The organism is Myxococcales bacterium, assembly GCA_016699535.1.
Lineage (GTDB): Bacteria > Myxococcota_A > Polyangia > Polyangiales.
In genome coordinates, this window is sequence record CP064980.1 from 3,688,017 (window position 1) to 3,708,993 (window position 20,977).

General features: G+C 50.3%; 18 protein-coding genes, 1 tRNA gene and 1 pseudogene. 12 read left to right on the forward strand and 8 right to left on the reverse strand.

Annotated elements, in window-relative coordinates:
• The first annotated feature begins 47 nt into the window (after positions 1–47).
• Positions 48–1,748 (forward strand): bifunctional metallophosphatase/5'-nucleotidase, encoded by a 1,701-nt coding sequence (locus IPJ88_17390; protein ID QQR89917.1) that lies wholly within the window; start codon positions 48–50, stop codon positions 1,746–1,748.
• On the opposite strand, the gene IPJ88_17395 is transcribed toward IPJ88_17390, so the two are convergent.
• Positions 1,745–2,470: an iron-containing redox enzyme family protein gene (locus IPJ88_17395; GenBank protein ID QQR89918.1), complete on the reverse strand. Its 726-nt coding sequence runs from the start codon at positions 2,468–2,470 to the stop codon at positions 1,745–1,747. The genes IPJ88_17390 and IPJ88_17395 overlap by 4 nt on opposite strands.
• A gap of 390 nt (positions 2,471–2,860) precedes the next feature.
• Complete coding sequence (locus tag IPJ88_17400; GenBank protein QQR89919.1) at positions 2,861–3,481, reverse strand: SRPBCC family protein; 621 nt, start codon at positions 3,479–3,481, stop codon at positions 2,861–2,863.
• A gap of 114 nt (positions 3,482–3,595) precedes the next feature.
• On the opposite strand from IPJ88_17400, the gene IPJ88_17405 reads away from it, so the two are divergent.
• Complete coding sequence (locus IPJ88_17405; GenBank protein ID QQR89920.1) at positions 3,596–4,951, forward strand: sodium-dependent transporter; 1,356 nt, start codon at positions 3,596–3,598, stop codon at positions 4,949–4,951.
• A gap of 42 nt (positions 4,952–4,993) precedes the next feature.
• Here IPJ88_17405 and IPJ88_17410 read toward each other — a convergent pair whose 3' ends face one another.
• The 3 genes from IPJ88_17410 to IPJ88_17420 form a co-directional block, all read right to left on the reverse strand.
• Positions 4,994–5,566 (reverse strand): hypothetical protein, encoded by a 573-nt coding sequence (locus IPJ88_17410; protein QQR89921.1) that lies wholly within the window; start codon positions 5,564–5,566, stop codon positions 4,994–4,996.
• 6 nt (positions 5,567–5,572) lie between these two features.
• Positions 5,573–7,570: an OmpA family protein gene (locus tag IPJ88_17415; GenBank protein QQR89922.1), complete on the reverse strand. Its 1,998-nt coding sequence runs from the start codon at positions 7,568–7,570 to the stop codon at positions 5,573–5,575.
• 172 nt (positions 7,571–7,742) lie between these two features.
• Positions 7,743–9,152 (reverse strand): FHA domain-containing protein, encoded by a 1,410-nt coding sequence (locus IPJ88_17420; protein QQR89923.1) that lies wholly within the window; start codon positions 9,150–9,152, stop codon positions 7,743–7,745.
• A 327-nt stretch (positions 9,153–9,479) separates the two neighbouring features.
• On the opposite strand from IPJ88_17420, the gene IPJ88_17425 reads away from it, so the two are divergent.
• Genes IPJ88_17425 through IPJ88_17445 form a run of 5 tightly spaced genes read left to right on the forward strand, consistent with a single transcriptional unit; the run spans position 9,480 to position 12,891 of the window.
• Complete coding sequence (locus tag IPJ88_17425) at positions 9,480–10,874, forward strand: hypothetical protein (protein ID QQR89924.1); 1,395 nt, start codon at positions 9,480–9,482, stop codon at positions 10,872–10,874.
• Positions 10,861–11,208: a PDZ domain-containing protein gene (locus IPJ88_17430; protein ID QQR89925.1), complete on the forward strand. Its 348-nt coding sequence runs from the start codon at positions 10,861–10,863 to the stop codon at positions 11,206–11,208. Before IPJ88_17425 ends, IPJ88_17430 begins: the two co-directional genes overlap by 14 nt.
• A gap of 5 nt (positions 11,209–11,213) precedes the next feature.
• A complete protein-coding gene (locus IPJ88_17435; protein QQR89926.1) occupies positions 11,214–11,696 on the forward strand; it encodes an HAD hydrolase family protein in 483 nt (160 codons plus the stop codon).
• A complete protein-coding gene (locus tag IPJ88_17440; GenBank protein ID QQR89927.1) occupies positions 11,693–11,926 on the forward strand; it encodes a hypothetical protein in 234 nt (77 codons plus the stop codon). Before IPJ88_17435 ends, IPJ88_17440 begins: the two co-directional genes overlap by 4 nt.
• Entirely contained in the window at positions 11,878–12,891 is a 1,014-nt protein-coding gene (locus IPJ88_17445; protein ID QQR89928.1) for an anhydro-N-acetylmuramic acid kinase, read from the forward strand. The genes IPJ88_17440 and IPJ88_17445 overlap by 49 nt, the downstream gene beginning before the upstream one ends.
• 112 nt (positions 12,892–13,003) lie before the next feature.
• Here the strand turns inward: IPJ88_17445 and IPJ88_17450 are convergent, their stop codons facing one another.
• Complete coding sequence (locus IPJ88_17450; protein ID QQR89929.1) at positions 13,004–13,213, reverse strand: hypothetical protein; 210 nt, start codon at positions 13,211–13,213, stop codon at positions 13,004–13,006.
• 515 nt (positions 13,214–13,728) lie between these two features.
• On the opposite strand from IPJ88_17450, the gene mtnP reads away from it, so the two are divergent.
• From mtnP to IPJ88_17470, 4 genes are all read left to right on the forward strand, one after another.
• Positions 13,729–14,592, forward strand: coding sequence for an S-methyl-5'-thioadenosine phosphorylase (mtnP, locus tag IPJ88_17455; protein QQR89930.1), 864 nt, complete (start codon positions 13,729–13,731; stop codon positions 14,590–14,592).
• 22 nt (positions 14,593–14,614) lie between these two features.
• Positions 14,615–15,541, forward strand: a complete 927-nt coding sequence (locus IPJ88_17460; GenBank protein QQR89931.1) for a sugar kinase — start codon at positions 14,615–14,617, stop codon at positions 15,539–15,541.
• A gap of 11 nt (positions 15,542–15,552) precedes the next feature.
• Complete coding sequence (locus IPJ88_17465; GenBank protein ID QQR89932.1) at positions 15,553–16,584, forward strand: hypothetical protein; 1,032 nt, start codon at positions 15,553–15,555, stop codon at positions 16,582–16,584.
• Between the two features lie 33 nt (positions 16,585–16,617).
• Positions 16,618–16,700 (forward strand) — tRNA-Leu (locus tag IPJ88_17470).
• Positions 16,701–17,071: 371 nt separating this feature from the next.
• On the opposite strand, the pseudogene IPJ88_17475 reads toward IPJ88_17470, so the two are convergent.
• Positions 17,072–17,466 (reverse strand): annotated as a pseudogene (locus IPJ88_17475) (aspartate 1-decarboxylase).
• A gap of 200 nt (positions 17,467–17,666) precedes the next feature.
• Here IPJ88_17475 and IPJ88_17480 point away from each other — a divergent pair.
• Positions 17,667–20,408, forward strand: a complete 2,742-nt coding sequence (locus IPJ88_17480) for a UPF0182 family protein (protein ID QQR89933.1) — start codon at positions 17,667–17,669, stop codon at positions 20,406–20,408.
• Between the two features lie 287 nt (positions 20,409–20,695).
• Here the strand turns inward: IPJ88_17480 and IPJ88_17485 are convergent, their stop codons facing one another.
• A complete protein-coding gene (locus IPJ88_17485; GenBank protein ID QQR89934.1) occupies positions 20,696–20,833 on the reverse strand; it encodes a hypothetical protein in 138 nt (45 codons plus the stop codon).
• Between the last annotated feature and the right edge of the window lie 144 nt (positions 20,834–20,977).

Genomic DNA, 20,977 nt, shown 5'->3' on the forward strand with positions numbered 1-20,977 from the left:
AGTACTTCACTAAAGAAGTCTTAACGACTTTATGCTATGCGTTGGGCATGCGTGTCCTCTATTGCCTAGTTCTTCTTGCGCTGTCCTGCGGCGGTAATAAGCAAGTTCTTCTCAGTACACCGCGACCTAAGCCTCAACAGAGCAAGGTCGAAGAAAGTATCACCTTGAGCCTTGTAGGCACCAACGATTTTCACGGAAGCATGCACATGCTGCCATGGCTTGGCGGCTATCTTAACAACCTTCGAGCCGAGGAGCGCCCCGTGCTGCTCCTCGACGCAGGAGACATGTTTCAAGGAACCCTTGAATCGAATCTCGGCGAAGGAGATGTCGTCGTTCAAGCCTACAATGCACTGAACTACGATGCTGTTGCGATTGGTAATCATGAATTTGATTTTGGTCCTGTTGGAAGCGACACCACCGTAAAGCAGCCCACGCAAAACCCTCGAGGCGCGTTGCTCCAGCGTGCCAGTGAAGCTCATTTTCCTTTTCTTAGTGCAAATATCCTCCTCAAAACCTCAAACGAACGCCCTGATTGGAAGAACGTCTACCCTCACGTCCTCATTGAAAAAGCAGGAATTAAAATCGGCATCATTGGGGCAACCACTGAAGGAACTCCTTGGGAAACTATCGCAACGAATGTAGCCGATTTAAAATTCTCATCCATTGCTAGCGCCATCGAAGAGCAAGCAGCCATCCTAAAGGGACGCGGCGCAGACTTCATTGTGGTCACGGTCCATGAAGGCGGAGCGTGCGACGAATTTCACGATCCCAAGAACGTTGAAAGCTGTGAGACCGATGCTCCCATCATGGAAGTTGCTCGCAAACTCAATAGCAACCTTGTCCAGGCCATTGTGGCTGGGCATACACATCGGGGCATGGCGCATGTTGTAAATGGCATAGCTATCATCGAGTCATTTGCACAAGGCGTTGCGTTTGGACGAATTGATTTCACCCTACGCAAAACCGACAAACGCATTCTTGGTCGCAAGATCTATCCTCCACAACAACTGTGCAAGGCCATCGAAAAAAACGAATGCATGCCGTTTGACTATGCAGGGAAAAGCGTTTCAAAAGACATCTCAGTTGAAAAAATCGTATCAGCTTCTCAAGAGCGAGCCGCGAAAAAGAAAAACGAGTCTCTTGGAGTGTACATCAAAGGCGTTTTTTTTCGATCACGCAGCGATCCATCTCCGCTAAGCAATCTTTTTGCTGACTACATGCTCAAAGCACACCCAGAAGCCGATGCCGCTCTTATTAATAACGGGGCAATACGTAGCAATCTAAACGAGGGAACACTCACCTACGGACAGCTCTATGAAGCCCACCCTTTTGACAACAGTTTCGTCATGGTTACTCTGACAGCGAAGCAACTAAAAACAGTCATAAAGAAACAGCTGGAACAACAAGGAAGTTTTATTTCTTTTGCAGGAATCACCATCAAAGCTTTTTGTCGAAACAAAGAGCTTCAGCTTTCGCTTACTTCCAAATCCGGGAAAACGATAAAAGACACAGCCTCCATTCACCTTGTGACCTCAAACTTTGTTGCTAACGGCGGTGGAGCATTTCTCTCGTCTCTTGATTTACCAGCTGATTCTTTTCACGATTTTGAAGGGCAGGATATTCGAGAAAGTATTGCTCAACTTTTAAAGAAGCAGGGAGGGACTCTCGATGCAGCGGATCCCAAACTCTTCGATCCAAAGCATCCACGCATTGAATTTGAGGGCAAACGACCCCTCATATGTCACTAAGCTTCTGGTGAAATACCGCAAAGTTTTGCCACGGCATCACGATAGCCTTTCCAGTAGCCCAAGGTCTCTTGCATGGCCGTGATCACAGCGCCCTGCTCATCCTGAGGGCAAAAATCAAGCACCACCTTCCAGGCAGCTGCGCGATGGCTTCCCTCGACCGCACGATGGGCCTTGGTAAGTGCAAGGGACTCGATTGGCAATCCGTAGTGTTTAACAAGCGGATGCTCTTTTAAGTCAGGCTCTGGTCTCTTCTGCGCATTCGGATCGAGCTCACCACGATCATACGATGTGCCTTCAATAAAGATCGTTGTTACCGCTGCAGCGGTGACCCAACCATTGTCCACGGTAAAGCGATCAAGGCACTGTCTATATGCTGCGGCTTCGGGAAGCAATTCAATCCGCTCAAAACGAGCAAGGTCCATTCCGAGGCCTTTAGGATATTCCAAAAACAGTTCCGGATGAGGCTTGCCTGCCGCGATCTGACCGGTTTCTTCTTCGTAGACATTTTCAATGAGCTCCCGTCGCACTTCTGCAATGGGGCACTGCACGTATGCACGGGCGACAAGAACCGGAAAATCACGAACATAGCTTTCATACTCTTGCTCAAAATGCAGATGCAAAAATTCTTTCTTTACTTTTCCAGAGGTAAAGAGGCCCCAAGCCCAATGCTGCTTCGACTCCATGACCTGCAACAGCGCTTCTTTAAAATCAGCTTTGTCCATACGTTATGTCTACCCCCAAAATCCCAAGTGCTCTGATCGGAAAGGATTGATCCATCTCGACGCAATACTTTCCGAATTTTCCAACCAGAGCACTAGCGACACACCAAACACTCTAGCAAAATTCAGTACCGAAACGTAAATAATGATTTTGTCACTAAATTCACAAAGAATGGCATGACGCCGAAAAAATACCCGTGACTCGAATGGATCAATGATAGGCAGCCGTGGGCGTCCAAGGAGGGTCCTGTTCCGGACCATCTGCATGTGGCGCATGACAGCAAGCACGGGAAGAAAAGAAGCTTAAACCTTCCGCGGTTCTCAGTCTTGAAAGGTCCGGAACAGGACCCTCCTTGGACGCTTATCACCTTTGCAAGTGAATATTGTTAATTGTTATGTTTTTTTTTGCTCATGGATGTAACGGCGGATGCGACGTGGAACATTGAGCACCGTATTCGAGATTTGTTCTCGCAACATGCTCTTGAAAAAACCATCGCCCGTATCGAGCATGATGCCATAAGAGAGAATGCTTTTACCGTCTTTCCATGGTCTCACGGTAAAGAAGCCCCAGGCCGCCTTAATATCATGCGGTCTACTGGTATCAAGCTGAAAGGTAAGTTCTTTTTTGTCCTCTTCAGTGACACCCAACAGAGCATAGCTTACCGACAGTGGACCCTTGGCGTGCTCTAACAACACGATTCGTTTTGATCCTTTTTGCTTGAGCAGTTTGGCGGAAACGACAAAGGGGAAAATATACTTATACTTGTTGGTATTGGTAATCGTCTTCCAAACGTCTTCAGGCGACGCCGAGATAATCTGCCAACTGGTCCCTCCAGTAAGGCGCAAGCCACCGCGCTCCTGGACCGTCTGACGCTTAACAAGGCCCCCCCGCTCCAGCTTGTCCATCTCCGACTTCGAAAAATCACGGCCTTTTGCAATGGCTAGGGAGGGAATGGTGGCCAAAGTCAGCAATATTATGCTAAACAGTCCCACACTTTGTCGTATACCCTTCATACAATACTCGCTTCCGCTAGTTCGCTATGATTCTTTTGACGTCCGAGCATCTGCCTTATTCTATTGTGAACGATTTTGAGGAAATCGCAAAATCATCCATGAAAGTTAGCCGAAATGCCCCAGCTCTCTGATCAGGCTATCTCACGTGAAGGTTGGGGAAGCCGGCTTGGATTCATGCTTGCTTCCGTGGGCTCCGCTGTAGGTCTAGGTAATATGTGGCGCTTTCCCTATGCTACTTCAGAGCACGGAGGCGCCGCTTTTGTCTTTCTATACATCGTCATGGTCTTCGCCATGGGGATTCCCTTGATGGGCTGCGAGTTTGTTGTAGGAAGGCACACCAAACTAAGCCCTGTAGGCGCCTTGCGTACATTAGGGGGCCGTCATTGGGCGATCGTTGGACATCTATTTGTCCTAGTCGGCTTTTGTATCCTGGCATACTATTCCGTGATCACCGGCTGGACGCTTCGTTACGCCATCGAAGCCCTCACGATCGGGCTACCCGCAGATCCTGCAGCACATTTCGACCAGGTGGCGACAGGTCATGACGCATTGGCATTTCATCTGCTTTCCATGACCGTAATGATTGCTGTTGTGGCTGGCGGAGTTCGCTCTGGCATCGAGCGCACTTCGTTTATACTGATGCCAGCCCTTTTTATCTTAATTATTGGCCTTGCCATTTGGGCTTTCACTTTAGATGGTGCGGCAGCAGGTTACAGTTTCTATCTCAAAACCGATTTTGGAAAATTATTCTCCCTCAAAGTGCTGGTCGCTGCAGCTGGACAGGCATTCTTCAGTTTGTCCCTAGGCATGGGCGCCATGTTAACCTACGCCAGTTATCTTTCACGCAAAGAAAATCTACCGGTAGCCGCCGTAACGATTTCCACCGCTGACTTTCTAGTTGCTTTTATCGCCGGGTTGGTCGTTTTTCCGATTATTTTTGCCTTCGACCTTTCGGGCGAAATCAGCGAGAGCACCTTGGGGGCTTTATTTATTGGTTTACCGAAGGCGTTTGCTGCGATGGGAAACGCAGGACGTTTTGTAGCCTTCATGTTTTTCGCGACATTACTCGTCGGAGCCCTAACCTCCGGCATCTCCCTGCTCGAAGTCGTGACGGCTTCCGCGATGGATGGAAAACATCATGCCGCGCGCAAAAAGGCAGCATTGTTTATGGGCGCCATCATTGCACTAGTCGGCGCGCCGTGTGCCTATGATTTAGAGATACTGGCTATCTTCGATCAAGTGGTTGGAAATGTACTGCTAGCTAGCGGAGCCTTGGCTTTGGCTTTTTTGGTCGGTTGGAAAATGAAAAACCCGACGGAAGAAATAGCTCATGGATTTGAAGGGCCATCGTGGATGCTCAAAGGCTGGCATCTTACCCTTCGTTTCGTCGTGCCCCCAGTGTTAATCTTGGTGCTCTATCAATCGATACAAGATACCTGGGTCGTTGTCGGCGGCATGCTTTCCAACTAAATAAGTTGCTCAAGCGGAAAATAGCGAAGCAGATGGCTTTCGCTAAGCTTTAAGGTTAGCGGCTCGTTGCTCGAGTGCCGGCATGATTTTGCGAAGTTCCTTTAGCTCGCGAGCCACTTCTTCATCATCGAAATCAAACTGATCCACCAAGGCTTCTTGCAGCGAATCATAAAGCCAGGTGCTGCCCTCTGTGTCTTTGGAGCAATCAATTGCGGTATGGCCTTTGAAGTTAAGCGTTGAGACGCGTGCTGCGGCATGTTCGATAACTTTCATCAAATCACCAAGATGCTCTCTCGCAACCTGCAACTGTTCAGTCATTGGCTGATAAACCTCCGGAAACTCCTCGTGATGAGCAGAAAAGGCCTCTGGAGAAGCTTTGCTAAGCCTTTCCAACACGACGCGCATCACAAGCACGTCATCCACATAGGCGAGAATGCCTTTCATGCCAGGAATCACATTCGAGCCAGAAAGCACATGGAGGAGCGCTCCGGCTGCATCGGTGCGCTGTGTATCGTCAAGATCGGGATCTTCGACGATACGCAATACGGCTTTGCAATCCTGGGGCAATGATAGAATTGCCTCTTGGATGGCTGCTCCAAACTTTTCCGCTGACATGTTCACTTACCTCTTTGGAGTCAAACTGCGTCCAGCAGGACACGCTACTTGCACCTTGGTTGGTCCAGCATCGGTTTCAAGAATCTTGAACTCAACGCGACGATTCTTTTCCCATGCTTCGTCATTGTGAGCCGGATCCACCGGACATCTCTCACCGTAACCTGCGCTTCTCAAGCGCCCTGGGTCCACACCCCGTTCGATCATCGCATCTTTGACGGAAGCTGCCCGGTCACGGGTAAGTTTGATGTTGTAGGCATCGCCGCCACGTTCATCAGCATGGCCTTGAATCTCAATTTTCACGATTTGCGGGTTACCCGTCAGAGTAGCGGCGAGCGCATCCACAATCGGATAACTTTCTTTCTTAATCACGGCGCTATCTGTTTCAAAGTAGATCTTCTGCAAAATCATGATGCGGTCTTCTTCGACCACGACATCGCCCTTATCAGGACAGCCATCTTCGTCTTCAAAGCCGTTGTAGGTCTCTGGTTTGGTTGGGCAGCTGTCGTCGACATCGAGGATGCGATCTTTGTCGTTATCCGGGTCAGGACAGCCATCCTCGTCTTCAAAGCCGTCTTTGTCCTCTGGATCATTTGGACAACTGTCGTCTTTGTCCAAGATACCATCTTGGTCATTATCCGGATCAGGACAGCCGTCTTCGTCCTCGAACCCATCGAAGTCCTCAGGATCGTCTGGGCACTCATCGACGCTATCAAGGATGCCGTCACCGTCGCGATCGCCCTCTTCGCCCTCAGGGCAGCCATCTTCATCATGGTCCCCATCCATATCTTCGGGAATAAGCGGACAATCGTCATCGACATCCGGAATACCATCTTTGTCATTGTCTGGATCAGGACAGCCGTCTTCGTCTTCAAAGCCATCAAAGTCTTCGGGCTCATCCGGGCACTGATCGATATCGTCTTTTATGCCATCGCCATCACGGTCGCGGACGCTGGGCTCGAAAATAAAGCTTACAATGCCGCGGGCCAAGGGCGTGGAAAAACCATCGGTGGGGATGCCTATGCCGCCACCTATAAACAAGAAACTATTGCGCTCAACAAAGACTTTTAGGCCTGCCGCGGTTTCCATGGCGAGTGCGCCATTGTCACCAAATGCGTTGTAAATTTGATTGCCGTAGAACTCACCAACGAGATCAACCGAAGGCAGGACGCGCAAACTCGCGCCGACGCCAAAGGTGATGAGATCATCATATTTAAGATTCGAACCTTCTTGACCGGCAACAAATTGCGCAGCTGTTGCGTTAGTCGTTCCAGGCACTGTTCGACCGTCGATCGGAAAACGAACGCCATCTTTTGAGTTGAAGCGATACCCTAGGTTAAAGCCGATTCGCAGGATATCGGCCGGTCGCAACTCAAGGGCGAGAGTTGGCCAAAGCGAGACGCCCGGCTCACCAGCAAACTCCTGGGTTGAACCCGTCGGAACACCCACGCGCAACAGTGCCGCCAAACCAACAGGATCGCGATCAGCTCGCAAAATACGGTATTTTGCGTGAAAATGAATATCGCCAAGGCCTTGGTAGTCCAGGCCACGGGGTCGGGCGCTATCGTTGTAAACACCTGGAGCGGTGATGTTTGAGCCTACCACCGCTTGGAATGGAAGCTGTAAACCGATAATCATGCGGTTGAACAAACCAACGTTGGCTTGCAGCGTACCGGTGAAAAGCGCATCAACGATATGCTTTTGCCGCTCAGCATCGCTTGCGAGCACCGCATCGTTGTTTACAAAGCCTCTAAACGAAAGAATTTGAAAACCGGCATCTAGCACTAAACCGAAACTGTAGTCCAAATGCCCAAGCACTTCGGTACCGTTGACGGAGATGTGGCCTTTGGAATCCACAGCCGGCCTGAACAGATGTAAGTCCATGCCTCCGCCATTCAATTTCCCCGCTTGAGCAAAGCCGGTGGAAGGCATCGATAAAAAGAACAGCCCTACTAGGACCGAAAGACCAATGGAGCGTTTGCTTGCAAACGCTGATGTGACTCGCATGGTTCGAAACAATTCCGTACTCTGTTGGTTTCGTGGAGTATCAAACAGGCATGGATCATTTGTCAATGCTTGTGCAATTTCAAGATCTTGCTCACCAGTCGCGAGAAAATCAGCACAAAACCAAGGCAATTTGATGTGAATTGACCCTATTCAGCGCGAAGATCGGGCTGGCCTACTCGGTGGGTTGCTCTTTTAAAAGTAAAAATTGACGATATTCGGTGGACCGCGCATCCGAGGGGTAGCGCTGGATGTACAGAGTCATGTCGCGAATTGCTGCATTTTGATTGCCCATTTGCCGATGGGTTGCAATTCGCAAGGCCAGCTCCGAGGGGCCATTGACCTGACTCAACGCTTCAAGCGCGCAGGCATTGTTTCCGTACTTGAGACATTCTCTGGCAGCCGCGAGGCCTTTGGGAGCCGGGGCAGGTTTGCTGGCTTCCTTTGGAGCCTCGATGGGGGTTGCGCGTCGTTCTGGAGCAACTCTGGGCGCAGAGACGCTCGCCAAGACAGGCGGCTTTGTGACTTTCGCTCGCGTGGGCGACGCAGAAGATTCCAGATTTTGGGACAATAATTCCGCACGCTGTCTTACTCGTACTGGAGCATGGGTCATGCCAAGCAACTCATCGAGCACGCTCTGCGCACGAATTGGATCGCTTTTGACTAACTCTTCGGCGGACTCCAATCGCAACTCCGCATAGAGACGATTGGTTTGAATGACTTCCGAGCGATTACGAAAAGCGCTGCTCTCTGAGAGGTTCGCTTGAAACTGCAAGTAGGCTTCCTCAACGCGGCCTTGCTCAAAAAGTGCTCTGCCTTTGGTAAACGCGGCTTGCTCAGTGAGTGCACGTTCTGCCACGTCCCGACACTGCCGCCCCTGTTCACTGTCGGGTCGCATACGCACCAAATCGCGTCCTAGACCAACAGCTTTGGCGTAGTTCTGTCCTTCTAATGCCTGCTGACAGTCTCGAAGCGAGACCCAAAATTTCTCCGCTGAACTGGATGAAGTCACCGTCGAGCCCGCAGTTCGCTCGCTTTGCCGTTTTTTGACCGCGTCAAAGAGCACAACACCCGCAATCACTGCGGCAAGACTAACAATGCCAAATGCCACAACTAAAGGCGCACGTGAAACAGGAAGGCGTAGAGGTGGCTCCGCGATGGCAGGAGCAGGACTTCTTGTCGGCGGAGGCTCGGTGGACGCAGTGCCAAACAGCCCCGATCCCTGCTCGGAAGCATCGTCCGGAACGGTCATACGACTTGCCGAGTTGCGTGCTGGAAAGGCCCCCTTCAAGTCGGGTTCCATACTGAGTTCGATCCGATAATCACCTATGGCAATACGATCGCCAGCACTGATCTGCGTTTTGCCCTGAATGCGTTTACCGTTGACGATAACGCCCGTGTACGAACTGAAATCCTCAATGCGTAGTTTTCCGTCGGTACGGATTAACTTGGCGTGCAAGCGAGAGATATTCCGTTCGCTTAAATGAACCGTAGAGCCCTCTTTACGTCCGATGGTGATCACATCGTCAAGCAAGGGGACTTCGGTGGTTTTGCCATCGTCATCTTCAACGACGAGCTTATACATACCGACCTAGCTCCACAGGTTCCTTACCAGAAGCCATCTCATACATACCTGGGTATATATGGAGGCGCAACGCCAGCTCCGATGGCGTTTTCTCATGTGAAAAGCGACCGGAGGTATGTATGAGATGGCTTCTAACATCCGTTTTCTATCGTAACGGTTGCACCGGTGCTGTCAAACTCCAAACGTGCCATACTTACGTTTCCCTACAAAGATCACCGCCAAAAAGGGTCACCTTGCAAACAACGTTTGCTCAACTATGCACTGCTTGCGCCGCGCCAGCGTGCGCTCGACTGGCGTCTTGGCCCTTTTTGCGCTTAGATCCTATAAGTGACCCCTCGATTGCAATTTTTACTGCTGAGTGGCCTGTTTTTGGCCTTGGCAACCTGCAAAGGCCAGAGCCGGGCACCGAACGCCCCATCCGATGCCGCCACTGCACAGGACAGCGGCCCGGACAATCCCGACTCCGGCGAGCCCTTAGCCGGACGCGGACAGAATCCCGTGCTGCCAGCAGCAGATATTATCATAGAGCTTCCGTATGGGGCCCCCGCCATAGACTATGCTTTGAGCGTATCGGCGGATCCTGCTTTGGCAGACATTGTTTTCTTGGTCGACACAACAAGTAGTTTCGGCGAAGAGATTGACGCTATTCAACGCGACTTGCGTACTCAGATTATACCAGAGATCCAGGTGCGGATTGAGCTGTCATCCTTTGCTGCCGCACGGTTTGAGGATTTTCCCATTGCCCCCTTTGGATCTTCAACTGACCGCCCCTTTGCTCTTCTTAGCGCCGTTACCTCTAACGTGGATGCAGTTCAAACGGCGATCGGTCTGCTCGACAATCCGTTGGGCCTCGGTGGCGATGGACTTGAATCCGGCATCGAAGCTCTTTTCCAAATTGGTACTGGCGAAGGCTTTAAGCATAACGGCAAACAATACGTTGCTGCGTACAAAGGCAAAGCTTTGGATGGAGGGGGATCTTTGGGCGGCGTCGGCTTTCGAAGCGGCGCGCTTCATTTGGTGATTCAAATTACCGATGCTCCTTTCCACAGCAAAAGCGACTATGCAGCAGCGATTTCTGACGCGCATTCCTTTACAGAGGCCATCGACGCCCTACGCTCGCTTGACGTCATCGTGATCGGCATCGCCAGCGACGAATTTGCTCGGCCCGATCTTCAAAGCATTGCGCTTGCTACGGGTGCAGTGATGCCACCTGTAGACGGAACGTGTCCTACAGGTATTGATGGCAAGCCAAACGCAAGCATCGATGGCCAATGCCCATTGGTGTATGATGTTCAAGGCGATGGTTCAGGCTTATCCGAAGCGCTGGTTGATGCAGTGCTGATGTTCGTGAACACCTTACGCTACGATCAAGTATGGCTGCGCATCGACGATGATCGTTTTGACTTTATAAAATCAGTAGTCGCTTATCAGGCTACATCACCTGAGGGCATAGCCGAGCCTGGTTTCGCAGATCTGCAAGCACCCTTTGATGGAAAGTTCGATACCTTTACAGCGGTTGGCCCAGCAACCGAACTGGTCTTTGCTCTGGAACTGCAAAACGATCGACTTCCTCCAGCGGTGGACTACGATCAAGTATTCCTCGTGCCGGTATCTATTTTAGGAGACGATCTGGTACTCAGCGAAAAAACATTGCGTATCGTGGTACCCTCGACGCCCTATGTGGGCGATGCGGGATTGGATGCAGCAGATGCCAGTAACTAGAACGCTTTTGGGGTGTTTGTTTGTTGCAGTCTTGCAGTGTGCTTCGCTGAGCTGCGCCCATGAAGATTGGAGGGGTGGTATTCAAGCCAAACTACTCTACTCCCAACAAAAAGGGCTTCGGGTTGCCGAAGTGCCCCCAAACAGCGCTGCGGCCCGCGGAGGACTGCAAGTGCAGGATCAAATTCTGAGCATCGATGCGCAAAGCGTTGAAGGTTGGCCCCTGGTGCAAGTGCTTGATAAACTGCGAGGATCGGTCGGTTCAACCATCCGTTTGGGCATCCGTCGCGATTCCAAACGCTTGACCTTGGAAGTCGAACGTGCTCCCTATAAGTAAGTAGTATGAAACGACGTAGCCGCATTAGACTGATTGCTTTTGACATTGATGGCGTACTCACTACCAGCCAGACTTTTTGGCTTGGTGAAGAGCTCGGCTGGAGTCAGTTTTACAGTGTACGAGACGGCGAAGCCTTCTTACGTTTGCGAGCCGGCGGATACATCTTGGTTCCCATCTCAGCAAACAAAACGCTAAGCGCTAAAAAACGCATGGAGCAGTTTGCGTTTGATTGCACATGGCTTGGCGTATCCGACAAGCTTACAGCAATAAACGAGGCTACTGCCAAATACCAAGTCTCCTTTGAAGAGACTTGCTACGTAGCCGACGGCCTTGGCGATGTTGAGGCTTTAAAGCAGGTCGGCTTAGGGATTGCCCCTTGTGATGCGCATCCTGTTTGCAAAACGGCAGCCAAGCACGTTCTGAAAGCAAAAGGAGGCTCATACGTTATTGAGGAACTCGAGCTCTATCTCATCAATAAACACGCATGAGCCATTCACGGTTTATCGAGCTATTAAAGAAAAAGAAACGTCGCATCATTGGGCTCATGTCCGGGATGAGCATGGACGGCATCGACCTTTCGCTCGCGAGTTTTGATCGCAGCAAAAGCGAACTTCACATTGAACTTGAAGATTCCTTTTCTTGCCCTACCCCCAAGACCTACGGCAAACGTTGCGTCGCTGCATCAAACAAGGATCAAGCCGTGAACTATGCCAACTGAACTTCGACCTTGGCTACAGCTTCGCCAATTGCGTGAACAGTTTTTTACAAACGCGCTCGCTCCCTTCTATTGAAATCGATGCCATTGGCAGTCACGGACAAACAGTAGCCCATCGCGCTCCGGAACAAGAACGCCATGGCTCGACCTTGCAAATCGCTTCCATTTCAGTCATCGCCGAACTCACCGGGATTACAACGCTTGGTCACTTTCGAGAGCGGGACATGGTGCGCGGCGGTCAGGGCGCGCCGCTTGTTCCTTTGCTCGACTGGTATCTTTGCAAAGACCAGGTAGCTTTTCCCGTAGCGCTGCACAACTTGGGAAGCATTTCCAACCTGAGTGTGCTTAGCGATCGCATCGAAGATACGGTGGCCTTTGATACGGGTCCGGCTAATCAAATGATCGACTATTTTGCCTCGCTGATTGAAGGGGAACATGACGGTATTGACAGAGATGGCACTCTTTCCGCGCAGGGTGTGGTGGATCAAGCGCTGCTCCTCAGTTGGATGAAGCATCCATTTTTGGCAGAAAAACCTCCAAAAAGCGCCAGTTTTGACGATTTCTCGCCTGAATTCATGACAAAACTGTCTTCTCAGCAAAGTAGCAAGCTAGGCCCATTGGACCTTCTACGCACCGCCGTCGAGTTTTGTGCCCAAAGCATTGCCGAGGCATACCGCAAGCATGTACTTGCCGCCTTTCCGACACTCAAGCGAGTGTATTTCAGCGGCGGTGGGGTGCACAATCAGACTTTGATGCAAAGCATCGCAAAAGCATTGCCAGAACTTGAAGTACTTACTCTTGCCGAACACGACAAGCGGCTCACCGACTGCAAAGAAGCGCTAGCGTTTGCCTTGCTTGCCGATGCGAGCCTTAGCGCGGAGCTCACCACGATTTGCAAAAGCACAGGGGCTAGTCAAAGCGTGGTGAGCGGCGAGATCGCAATCGCAACACCATGCGACAGATCCTAAGTTGCCGGTAAAAGCGGACCGTTAGGGTTAGCAGTCACCACGAAGCTCGCGCAGTGCTATGCTGGCTTTTGCAAGCAAGAAGAAAGTCAATCTTTCCACTTGCAGTTATCTCTTAGAGTGAACTTTTCTTGGGCTGAGTTTCCTCACGCGCTTGCTTGGCTTTTTCGCGCTTTTCTTCGCGTTCTTTCTTCTCTTTTTCAAGCTTTTCTTTGTGTGCTTGTTTTTCGCTGGCGCGCTTTTCAGCCTTCTCGCTTTTCTCTGCATCAAGCTTTTCCTTGCGCGCTTCTTTCGCTTCTTCGCGCTTTGCTTTGTCGCTTTCCAACTTTTCCTTGCGAGCTTCTTTCGCTTGCTCACGCTTTGCTTTGTCATCGGCACGCTTCGCTTCGCGTTCTGCTTTTTTCGCCTCAAGCTTATCTTTTTGAGCTTGTTTAGCGGCCTCACGTTTTTCTTTGTCTTCAGCGCGCTTGGCGGCGGCTTTTGTGCAGGGCTCATTGGCGTCTGTGCTTGTTCTTTCGACGCTGCGCTATCTTCGGAAGTCTCAGTGAGCGCTTGAGATTGACCTGAAGTCGAAGGCTGCTGTGCAGTCACTGCAGATTGGGGAGCCACACCAACAGGCTGTACGCTTGAAGGAGTGAAGTTCTTTGTCGACTTGTCGGAACTGTGTACCGAGCAAGCATGAATCATGGGAATTAACAATGCTATTTTGAGTAATGTTTTCATGCGGCGTATCTTCGATTGGATGCTATTCACTGTCAACAAAGGACAAATATAGCCCAATAACCACGAAAAAGATCCCTTACCATGCTCCGGAAAAGCATGTTAGCGTTCGCGGCCGTTATGGGATCTACACTAACACTTGGGGTGATTGGCGGAAGCGGTCTTTACGCGATGCCCGGCCTTGAAGACCTGCAAACCAAACAGGTCGAAACCACGTTTGGCAGTCCATCCGATGCCATCGTCTGCGGGAAGTTTGGCAAAACCCGCTTGCTATTTCTGCCACGTCACGGAGTGGGTCACCGCATCCCACCGCATAAGATAAACTACCGTGCAAACATTCTGGCCCTAAAGGCCCTTGGTGCACAGGCCATCGTTAGCTTGTCTGCGGTGGGCTCTCTTAGAGAAGAAATTCAGCCAGGCGATTTCGTTGTCATCGATCAGTTTATCGATCGCACAACCTCGCGTCCCCGAACCTTCTTCGATGAGGATGTGGTTTGTCATGTGGAGTTCGCCGATCCTATTGATGCAACATTGCACAACGCCTTGACGGATGGCTGCAAAGCCTTAGGACTTCGGCATCACGAGGCCGGAAGCTACGTCTGTATTGAGGGGCCTCAGTTCTCCACTCGCGCAGAATCACACCTGTTTCGCTCTTGGGGAGCAAGCGTGGTGGGAATGACCAATCTACCAGAGGCTCGGCTTGCACGCGAAGCCGAACTGCCTTATGCCACTGTAGCGCTGGCGACAGACTACGATTGTTGGAAAGAACATGAAGCGTCTGTTTCCGTGAAAAGTGTGCTTGAAATTCTAAAACAAAATGCTGAAAACGCGCAACGTTTGCTCCAAACCATTAGCCAAACACTGCCAGATCGTGCCGATTTTGAAGGAAAATATTCCATTCGACATTCAATCTTAAGCGATTTATCGAAACTTGGTCAGGCAAGTCGGACGCGTCTTGCGCCACTTATTGAGAAATATTGTTAACGAGAAAATGAAAAGGGAAAAAATGTCTCGCGTACTAGTTGTTGGATCCGTAGCTTTTGACACTTTGCACTTACCAAGCGGTAGTCACGAAAAAATACCCGGCGGAGCTGCACTGTACGCAGCAATGGCAGGCTCGTTTTTTTGTCCGATGCGTGTGGTAGCCGTTACCGGAAACGATTTTCCACAAACAATGCTTGAAACCATGACGAAACGTGACATCGATGTTTCTGGCATTGAAAAAGCCGATGGACTGACATTTCATTGGGAAGGTCGATACGCGCAAAACCTTAACTCACGTGACACGATTCGCACCGATCTTAACGTCTTTGCCAATTTTGAGCCCACGCTTCCATCCAATTACTTGGATTCTGAATATGTTTTGCTGGCCAACATTGACCCTGTTTTGCAGCTGCAAGTCTTAAATCAAGTAACCAAGCCCAAACTTGTGGTCGCAGACACGATGAACTTCTGGATTGAAGGATCCCTGCCTGCCCTAAAACGCACATTAGAGCGTGTGGATGTCCTTGTCATCAACGAAGAAGAAGCACGGCAGCTTTCAAGCTGCTACAACCTGCTCGAAGCCGCACGCATTATGAAGGCGATGGGACCTAAAATCGTGATCATTAAACGCGGTGAATACGGCGCACTGCTGTTCGACCACGACAACGTGTTTTTTGCTCCTGCCTTTCCGTTGGAAAAGGAGTTGGATCCGACTGGCGCTGGCGATACCTTTGCAGGAGCATTCCTCGCTTTCATCGCCTCCTGCGGTGAAGTCAACACTCGCATACTGCGCCAAGCTGTAATTTACGGCTCAACTGTGGCTTCTTTTGGGGTCGAGGGCGTAGGCAGCAAACGACTTGAACAAATTAGTCGAGACGACATAGATTCACGTTACGAAGACTTTGCACGTTTGGTGGCATTTCCATCATCCAATGGAAATCAATGTTAACAGGGGGGCGCATGAAAAGACCGTTGCTTTGGCTGGTATCAATTGTTTGTTGCTGGAGTGCTGTAGCTTGCAGCGAAACAGGCGATCCGCTTGCTGTCGATCAGCCCGCACCCGACTACTGCCCTGATAAAGCGCCCCTGGGCTATCAGATGAGTGGCGATTGTTGTGCGCGTGTTTCCAATGCCGACCGTCTTGATCATCCTCAGTTTCGAGTCGCTGGCATTAGCGTTAATCGGCCTGCTATTCTGGACGACGATTTCATTGCCAACATCATACAGGCCTTTCTCGATCAAGAAACCTTCAACTGGATCATTGATGTTCAAAATGCCGCAGCCGATGGCCCTATTGATATACGAACTGGTTTTGGTATTCGCGACGTCCAAGACAACACTTTTTCTTTTGATACGACAAACCCCGATCTCGCTCCGGCACCACTGGCAGCCGAGCTCGGAGAGAATGAAGTAAGTTCTGAAAGTTTTAATCAAACATTATTGCTTCCTATCCTGGATAAAGACGTCACCCCAGGGCAAACTATCGATCCGAGTGCCGTTCTTCCAGTCGATCAACTGAAGCTGATCAATGTGCCTTTTTCTGACGATCGAACATGCATTGGTATACGTAATCGGGACCTCAATGTGTATGAAACAAAGATCATCGTCGATCAAAGTCTTGATACAGAAACACGTCTCGAGGCCAGTGAGTTTCCTGTGCCGCCTGGAGAAGTTGAAGCTTACGTCAAAGTGGACGCGGCTGATGACGTTTTTGTTGCCGATCTCAATGATAAACTCTGCGACATCATTGCTTGTGAGCTGCGCAGCACATGCAGCGATCCGGTCGACTATTGTGGCGAAGTCGCTCGAAGCGAATGGAACAATCCACCCGATTCACTTTGTGATAGCAACGGTTGTCAGCGCAACGACAGCGAAGGAGACGACGTTAATGGGAACGGGAATATGGACCAAGTCTGTGACCCTGCTACCGAATGTAACGCTTGGTACCTCAATCTATATTTCGTAGCTCAGGGAGTAGAGATCACGAACTAAGTTTGTGATACAAGCGCTAGGCACTATACCCAGGCCGGGGTGGCGGAAGGGCAGACGCGGAAGACTTAAAATCTTCTATCGGAAACGGTGTGCGGGTTCGAATCCCGCCCCCGGCACTTAGTAGCTAGCTAATTTAGGAATTGGTTTTCTTGTTGGCTTTAACTGTTTGGACCGCTGCGTAGCAGCTCTCCAAAGAGGGGATTCACGACAATCCCCTCCCAAGCGCGCTTCGCGCCTTGGCTCCCTCCCCTGCGGGCTCGCGCTGCTCGCGGGCGATGATCTGTATGCAAACGCTAAATTAGTGAATGGCTTCTTGGGCGGGTTAGTGGTGAAAGCTTTTTGCGAGCTTGTTCTGTGTTCGAGCGCCCCCACAGAAATCGAGCGCAGTGGACTTCGGTCCATGAGCACGGTTTCGAGGAGGTAAGCCGAACACGGAGCAAGCTCGCAGAAAGTCCTTGCATGCAACGATCTGTAAACAAACGCTAAATTAGTGGATGGCTTGGGGGCGGGCGGGGCCGGGGAGTTCGGCTCTGCGGGAGACGATGCGATTCTTTTCATCGACGTGGATGACAACAGGCTTGTGCTCGCGGGCTTGCTCTACGCTCATTTGGCCAAAGGTTGCAAGGATGATGATTTCACCGGGCGCATTGAGGTGCGCAGCGGCTCCATTGACACAAATCGTTCCCGAGTCGCGTGGCCCTTTAACGCATAGGTCATTAAACGACTGCCACGAGTGATATTCCAAATGTACACCGCTTCATGCTCGACTATACCGGCAGCTTCCATCAATGTTTCATCAATGGTCACGCTACCTTCGTATTCTACATCGGCTTGGGTGACTATTGCCCGGTGAATCTTGGCCAAGAACATCGTTTTCTGCATCATTTCCTCCCACTGTAGCGCCCGCAAACAAGCAGTGCACTCAGCAACGGCATTAATCTAACCGCTGTTCCTAGCAGGAGCAAGCTCCCAATAAAAGCTGAAATATCCTAAATGCATAGCACACATCCTGAGCTGGGCATGCAGGCGAGGGATTCGGTGATGTTTGCCCCTTTAGATGATTCGTGTTAACGCCGCAGCTAATGACTTCGTTGATACCCAAACGCCCACGATTTATGGGTTTTATTGTCCTAGGCATCGTTTTCTTAGCCTTTATTACCCTACCCACGCTGGCACGGATCTACACGGAGTTCCTCTGGTTTAAGTCGCTTGGCCAAGGCGCGGTTTTCACCACGCTCCTCACTACAAAAGTCTGGCTGGGTTTTGCCATCGCGCTACTAACCTTTGCCTTTGTATTTGTTAACTCTCGACTTGCGATCAAGCTCTCTCACGGACTTTATCCTGTCGTATTGCGCGATCCCAACGGTGTCGTTCAGATAAATGCTGGGAAGATTGCTACCAAATTCGTCTGGCCGGTCTCCCTACTTGCTACGCTTTTCCTTGGATTTTGGGGAGCGAGTCTTTGGAATGTTTGGCTTCGGAGCAATCACAGCGTTTCCTTCGGCCAGCGCGATCCTCTATTCGGCCGCGATGTCGCTTTTTACATGTTCGATTTACCGTTGCTTGAAATGCTAACTTCGCTTGGCCTTACCCTGCTCGTTCCAACCGTGGGGCTTTGCGTGCTTCTCTATTTTGCCCGAGGTGCTTTAGTCAACGCTCCGAACGGCCCACGTGTTGAAAAACATGCACGCATTCATCTGAGTATTTTGCTCGCGCTCCTTTTCTTGATGCTTGCCTGCAAAACATATTTGCAGACTACGTATTTGTTGTTCTCCGAGTCTGGACCCGTCAGTGGAGCAAGCTATACCGACGTATTCGCAAAGCTACCTGCTCTACAGATAAAGGCCGCTATCGCCGTAGTCGCTGCCTTGCTCGTATTGGGCAATCTATGGCGCCAACGCTTTTTATGGGTGGGGATAGCTTTTGCTCTGTACGTGAGCGTCGAAATCTTAGGCGTTCGTGTGTATCCTAACTTGGTCCATAAGTTTACGGTCGTTCCAAACGAATACGAAAAAGAAGCGCCTTTTATTCGTCATAATATTGAAGCCACACGACAAGCCTTTGCTCTGGATAAAGTCAAAGAGCGCGATTTGACTGCAGATGTGACTTTGACCATCGATGATATCAATCGAAACCAAGCTACCATTGAAAACATTCGACTGTGGGATCATGCACCTTTGCTGGACACCTTCGCGCAAATCCAAGAAATTCGTACCTACTACGACTTCACCTCAGTGGATAACGATCGTTATGTCATTGATGGCAAGTTAAGACAGACCATGCTCTCACCACGTGAGCTTGCTTCTGAAAGCTTGCCAAACCGCACATGGATCAATGAACGTTTTACATTCACCCATGGATACGGATTAACACTCGGCCCGGTCAACCGTGCAACACCCGAAGGCCTCCCCGAACTTTTTATTAAAGACATTCCCCCTCAGTCTTCAATAAAAGGACTCAATGTCAGCAATCCCGCTATCTATTACGGAGAGCTGACGAGCGATTACGTGTTTGTCGACACACGTAACCGTGAATTCCATCACCCATCGGGTGATAAAAACGTTTACGCTAAATACAAGGGCAAAGGCGGAGTCTCGCTCTCATCCTTTTTAACACGACTGGCTCTTTCCATTCAGTTTGGTTCGATAAAGCTTCTGCTTTCTGAAGACATTCAAGAAACAAGCCGGGTTTTACTACACCGCAACATTCAAGAACGCATTCGAAACATCGCGCCATTTTTACTTTTCGATCAAGACCCCTACATGGTGATTCGAGATAACGGACAGCTTGTGTGGTTGATTGACGCTTATACTATCGCCAACCGATATCCCTACGCGCAGTCTGTCCGCGCCGGGATCAACTACATGCGTAACTCTGTTAAGGTCGTAGTCGATGCCTACGACGGCTCCGTTGATTTCTACGTGGCGGACACTGTCGATCCAGTTTTAAAGGTTTGGCAGCAAATCTTCCCGACTTTGTTTAAATCTCTGCAAAGCATGCCAAAGGATATCAAAAAACATCTGCGTTATCCGTTAGATATTTTCGAATACCAAACAGAAATGATGAGTATCTATCACATGAAAAGCGCTGAGCTTTTGTACAACAGGGAAGATCAGTGGGAGATACCAGCCATCACAAACGGTGAAAACCGAACCATGCTTGAGCCCTACTATACCGTGATGAAACTTCCTCAGGAGAAGAATCCTGAATTCATTCTCATGCTGCCCTTTACCCCCAAGCGCAAAGATAACTTGGCCGCTTGGATGGTAGCGCGAAACGATGGCGAGCATCTCGGCGAGCTTGTGGTCTACAGTTTCCCCAAAGACCGTCTGATCTTTGGACCTCAACAGATTGCCAATCGCATCAATCAAGATGCTGAAATATCACGACAAATTTCGTTGTGGGATCAGCGTGGCTCCCAAGCCATCTTAGGCACCTTACTCGTCATACCGATCGAAGAAGCACTTATCTATGTGCAACCCTTGTATTTGCGCTCCGAAGGCGGACGCATTCCGGAGCTCAAACGCGTGGTGGTTGCCTATGAAAACCGCATTGCCATGGCCCAAACACTTGAAGCCGCCATTGCTGATCTCTTTGGAGGCGAAACTGCAACGAGCAAAACGGTATCCTCCAAGGAAGAAGACATAACGCTTCTTCAAAACACGCAAGCCCAAGAGTTCAACGCGGCTACTGAGGAAAAGCTGCTAAATCAGCAGGCGCTAAATCACTATCGGCAAGCCATCCAGGCACAAAAAGAAGGTGACTGGTCACGCTACGGTGAAGAGCTCAAGGCCTTAGGCAATGTGCTCGAACGCATGCAATAGCTAACTGTAACTGGCCAGTCCCTGGCAGCTGAAAGCACTTTTTTCGAGCTTTTCTTATCTTCGGCTTACTTCCTCGGACTTCCTCGTCAGGTACCAATGGACCATCCCCCTCAGTCCTGTGGGAGAGTGTCTGGGGCAGAGTTCCAGCGGAGCGAACTCTGGGGGCCCTAGACCTGCTGAACCTAAGAAAACCTCGAAAGAAAACTTGGCTTCGGGCATTGCGTTCATGTTCGCGTGCTTTTTTCTTAACTGCTGACTTTTGTCACCGACTGACCAGGTCCCAATAGCTAGAGCGATACACTGGGGCGTGTCTCGGGGAGTTTTTCCGGATCACGGAACAGTACACCATGTTCAGCGAAGTCTCGACGAAGCTTCGGAAAGGCGCTGCGAATTTTTTCTGTGGTGCTCGCATAGGCAACGTTCATCAAGAATTTGAAAATAGTCCCTTACTGTATTTGGTGACAACTGCGCGTCATTCGCAATTTTTGTATAATTGAGCATTTGAGTATCGCTCAACGCCGCGGTTCCTAATGACATCCGCTACGCTTTACCTTACGAGGAGTCGATAG

Coding starts and splice junctions, on each gene's coding strand:
- IPJ88_17430 (QQR89925.1), top strand. CDS start 10,861: ATGCCAGTAACTAGAACGCTTTTGGGGTGTTTGTTTGTTGCAGTCTTG.
- IPJ88_17415 (QQR89922.1), bottom strand. CDS start 7,570: ATGCGAGTCACATCAGCGTTTGCAAGCAAACGCTCCATTGGTCTTTCG.
- IPJ88_17435 (QQR89926.1), top strand. CDS start 11,214: ATGAAACGACGTAGCCGCATTAGACTGATTGCTTTTGACATTGATGGC.
- IPJ88_17400 (QQR89919.1), bottom strand. CDS start 3,481: ATGAAGGGTATACGACAAAGTGTGGGACTGTTTAGCATAATATTGCTG.
- IPJ88_17465 (QQR89932.1), top strand. CDS start 15,553: ATGAAAAGACCGTTGCTTTGGCTGGTATCAATTGTTTGTTGCTGGAGT.
- IPJ88_17460 (QQR89931.1), top strand. CDS start 14,615: ATGTCTCGCGTACTAGTTGTTGGATCCGTAGCTTTTGACACTTTGCAC.
- IPJ88_17485 (QQR89934.1), bottom strand. CDS start 20,833: ATGAACGTTGCCTATGCGAGCACCACAGAAAAAATTCGCAGCGCCTTT.
- IPJ88_17440 (QQR89927.1), top strand. CDS start 11,693: ATGAGCCATTCACGGTTTATCGAGCTATTAAAGAAAAAGAAACGTCGC.
- IPJ88_17410 (QQR89921.1), bottom strand. CDS start 5,566: ATGTCAGCGGAAAAGTTTGGAGCAGCCATCCAAGAGGCAATTCTATCA.
- IPJ88_17395 (QQR89918.1), bottom strand. CDS start 2,470: ATGGACAAAGCTGATTTTAAAGAAGCGCTGTTGCAGGTCATGGAGTCG.
- IPJ88_17405 (QQR89920.1), top strand. CDS start 3,596: ATGCCCCAGCTCTCTGATCAGGCTATCTCACGTGAAGGTTGGGGAAGC.
- IPJ88_17480 (QQR89933.1), top strand. CDS start 17,667: ATGACTTCGTTGATACCCAAACGCCCACGATTTATGGGTTTTATTGTC.
- mtnP (QQR89930.1), top strand. CDS start 13,729: ATGGGATCTACACTAACACTTGGGGTGATTGGCGGAAGCGGTCTTTAC.
- IPJ88_17390 (QQR89917.1), top strand. CDS start 48: ATGCGTGTCCTCTATTGCCTAGTTCTTCTTGCGCTGTCCTGCGGCGGT.
- IPJ88_17420 (QQR89923.1), bottom strand. CDS start 9,152: ATGTATAAGCTCGTCGTTGAAGATGACGATGGCAAAACCACCGAAGTC.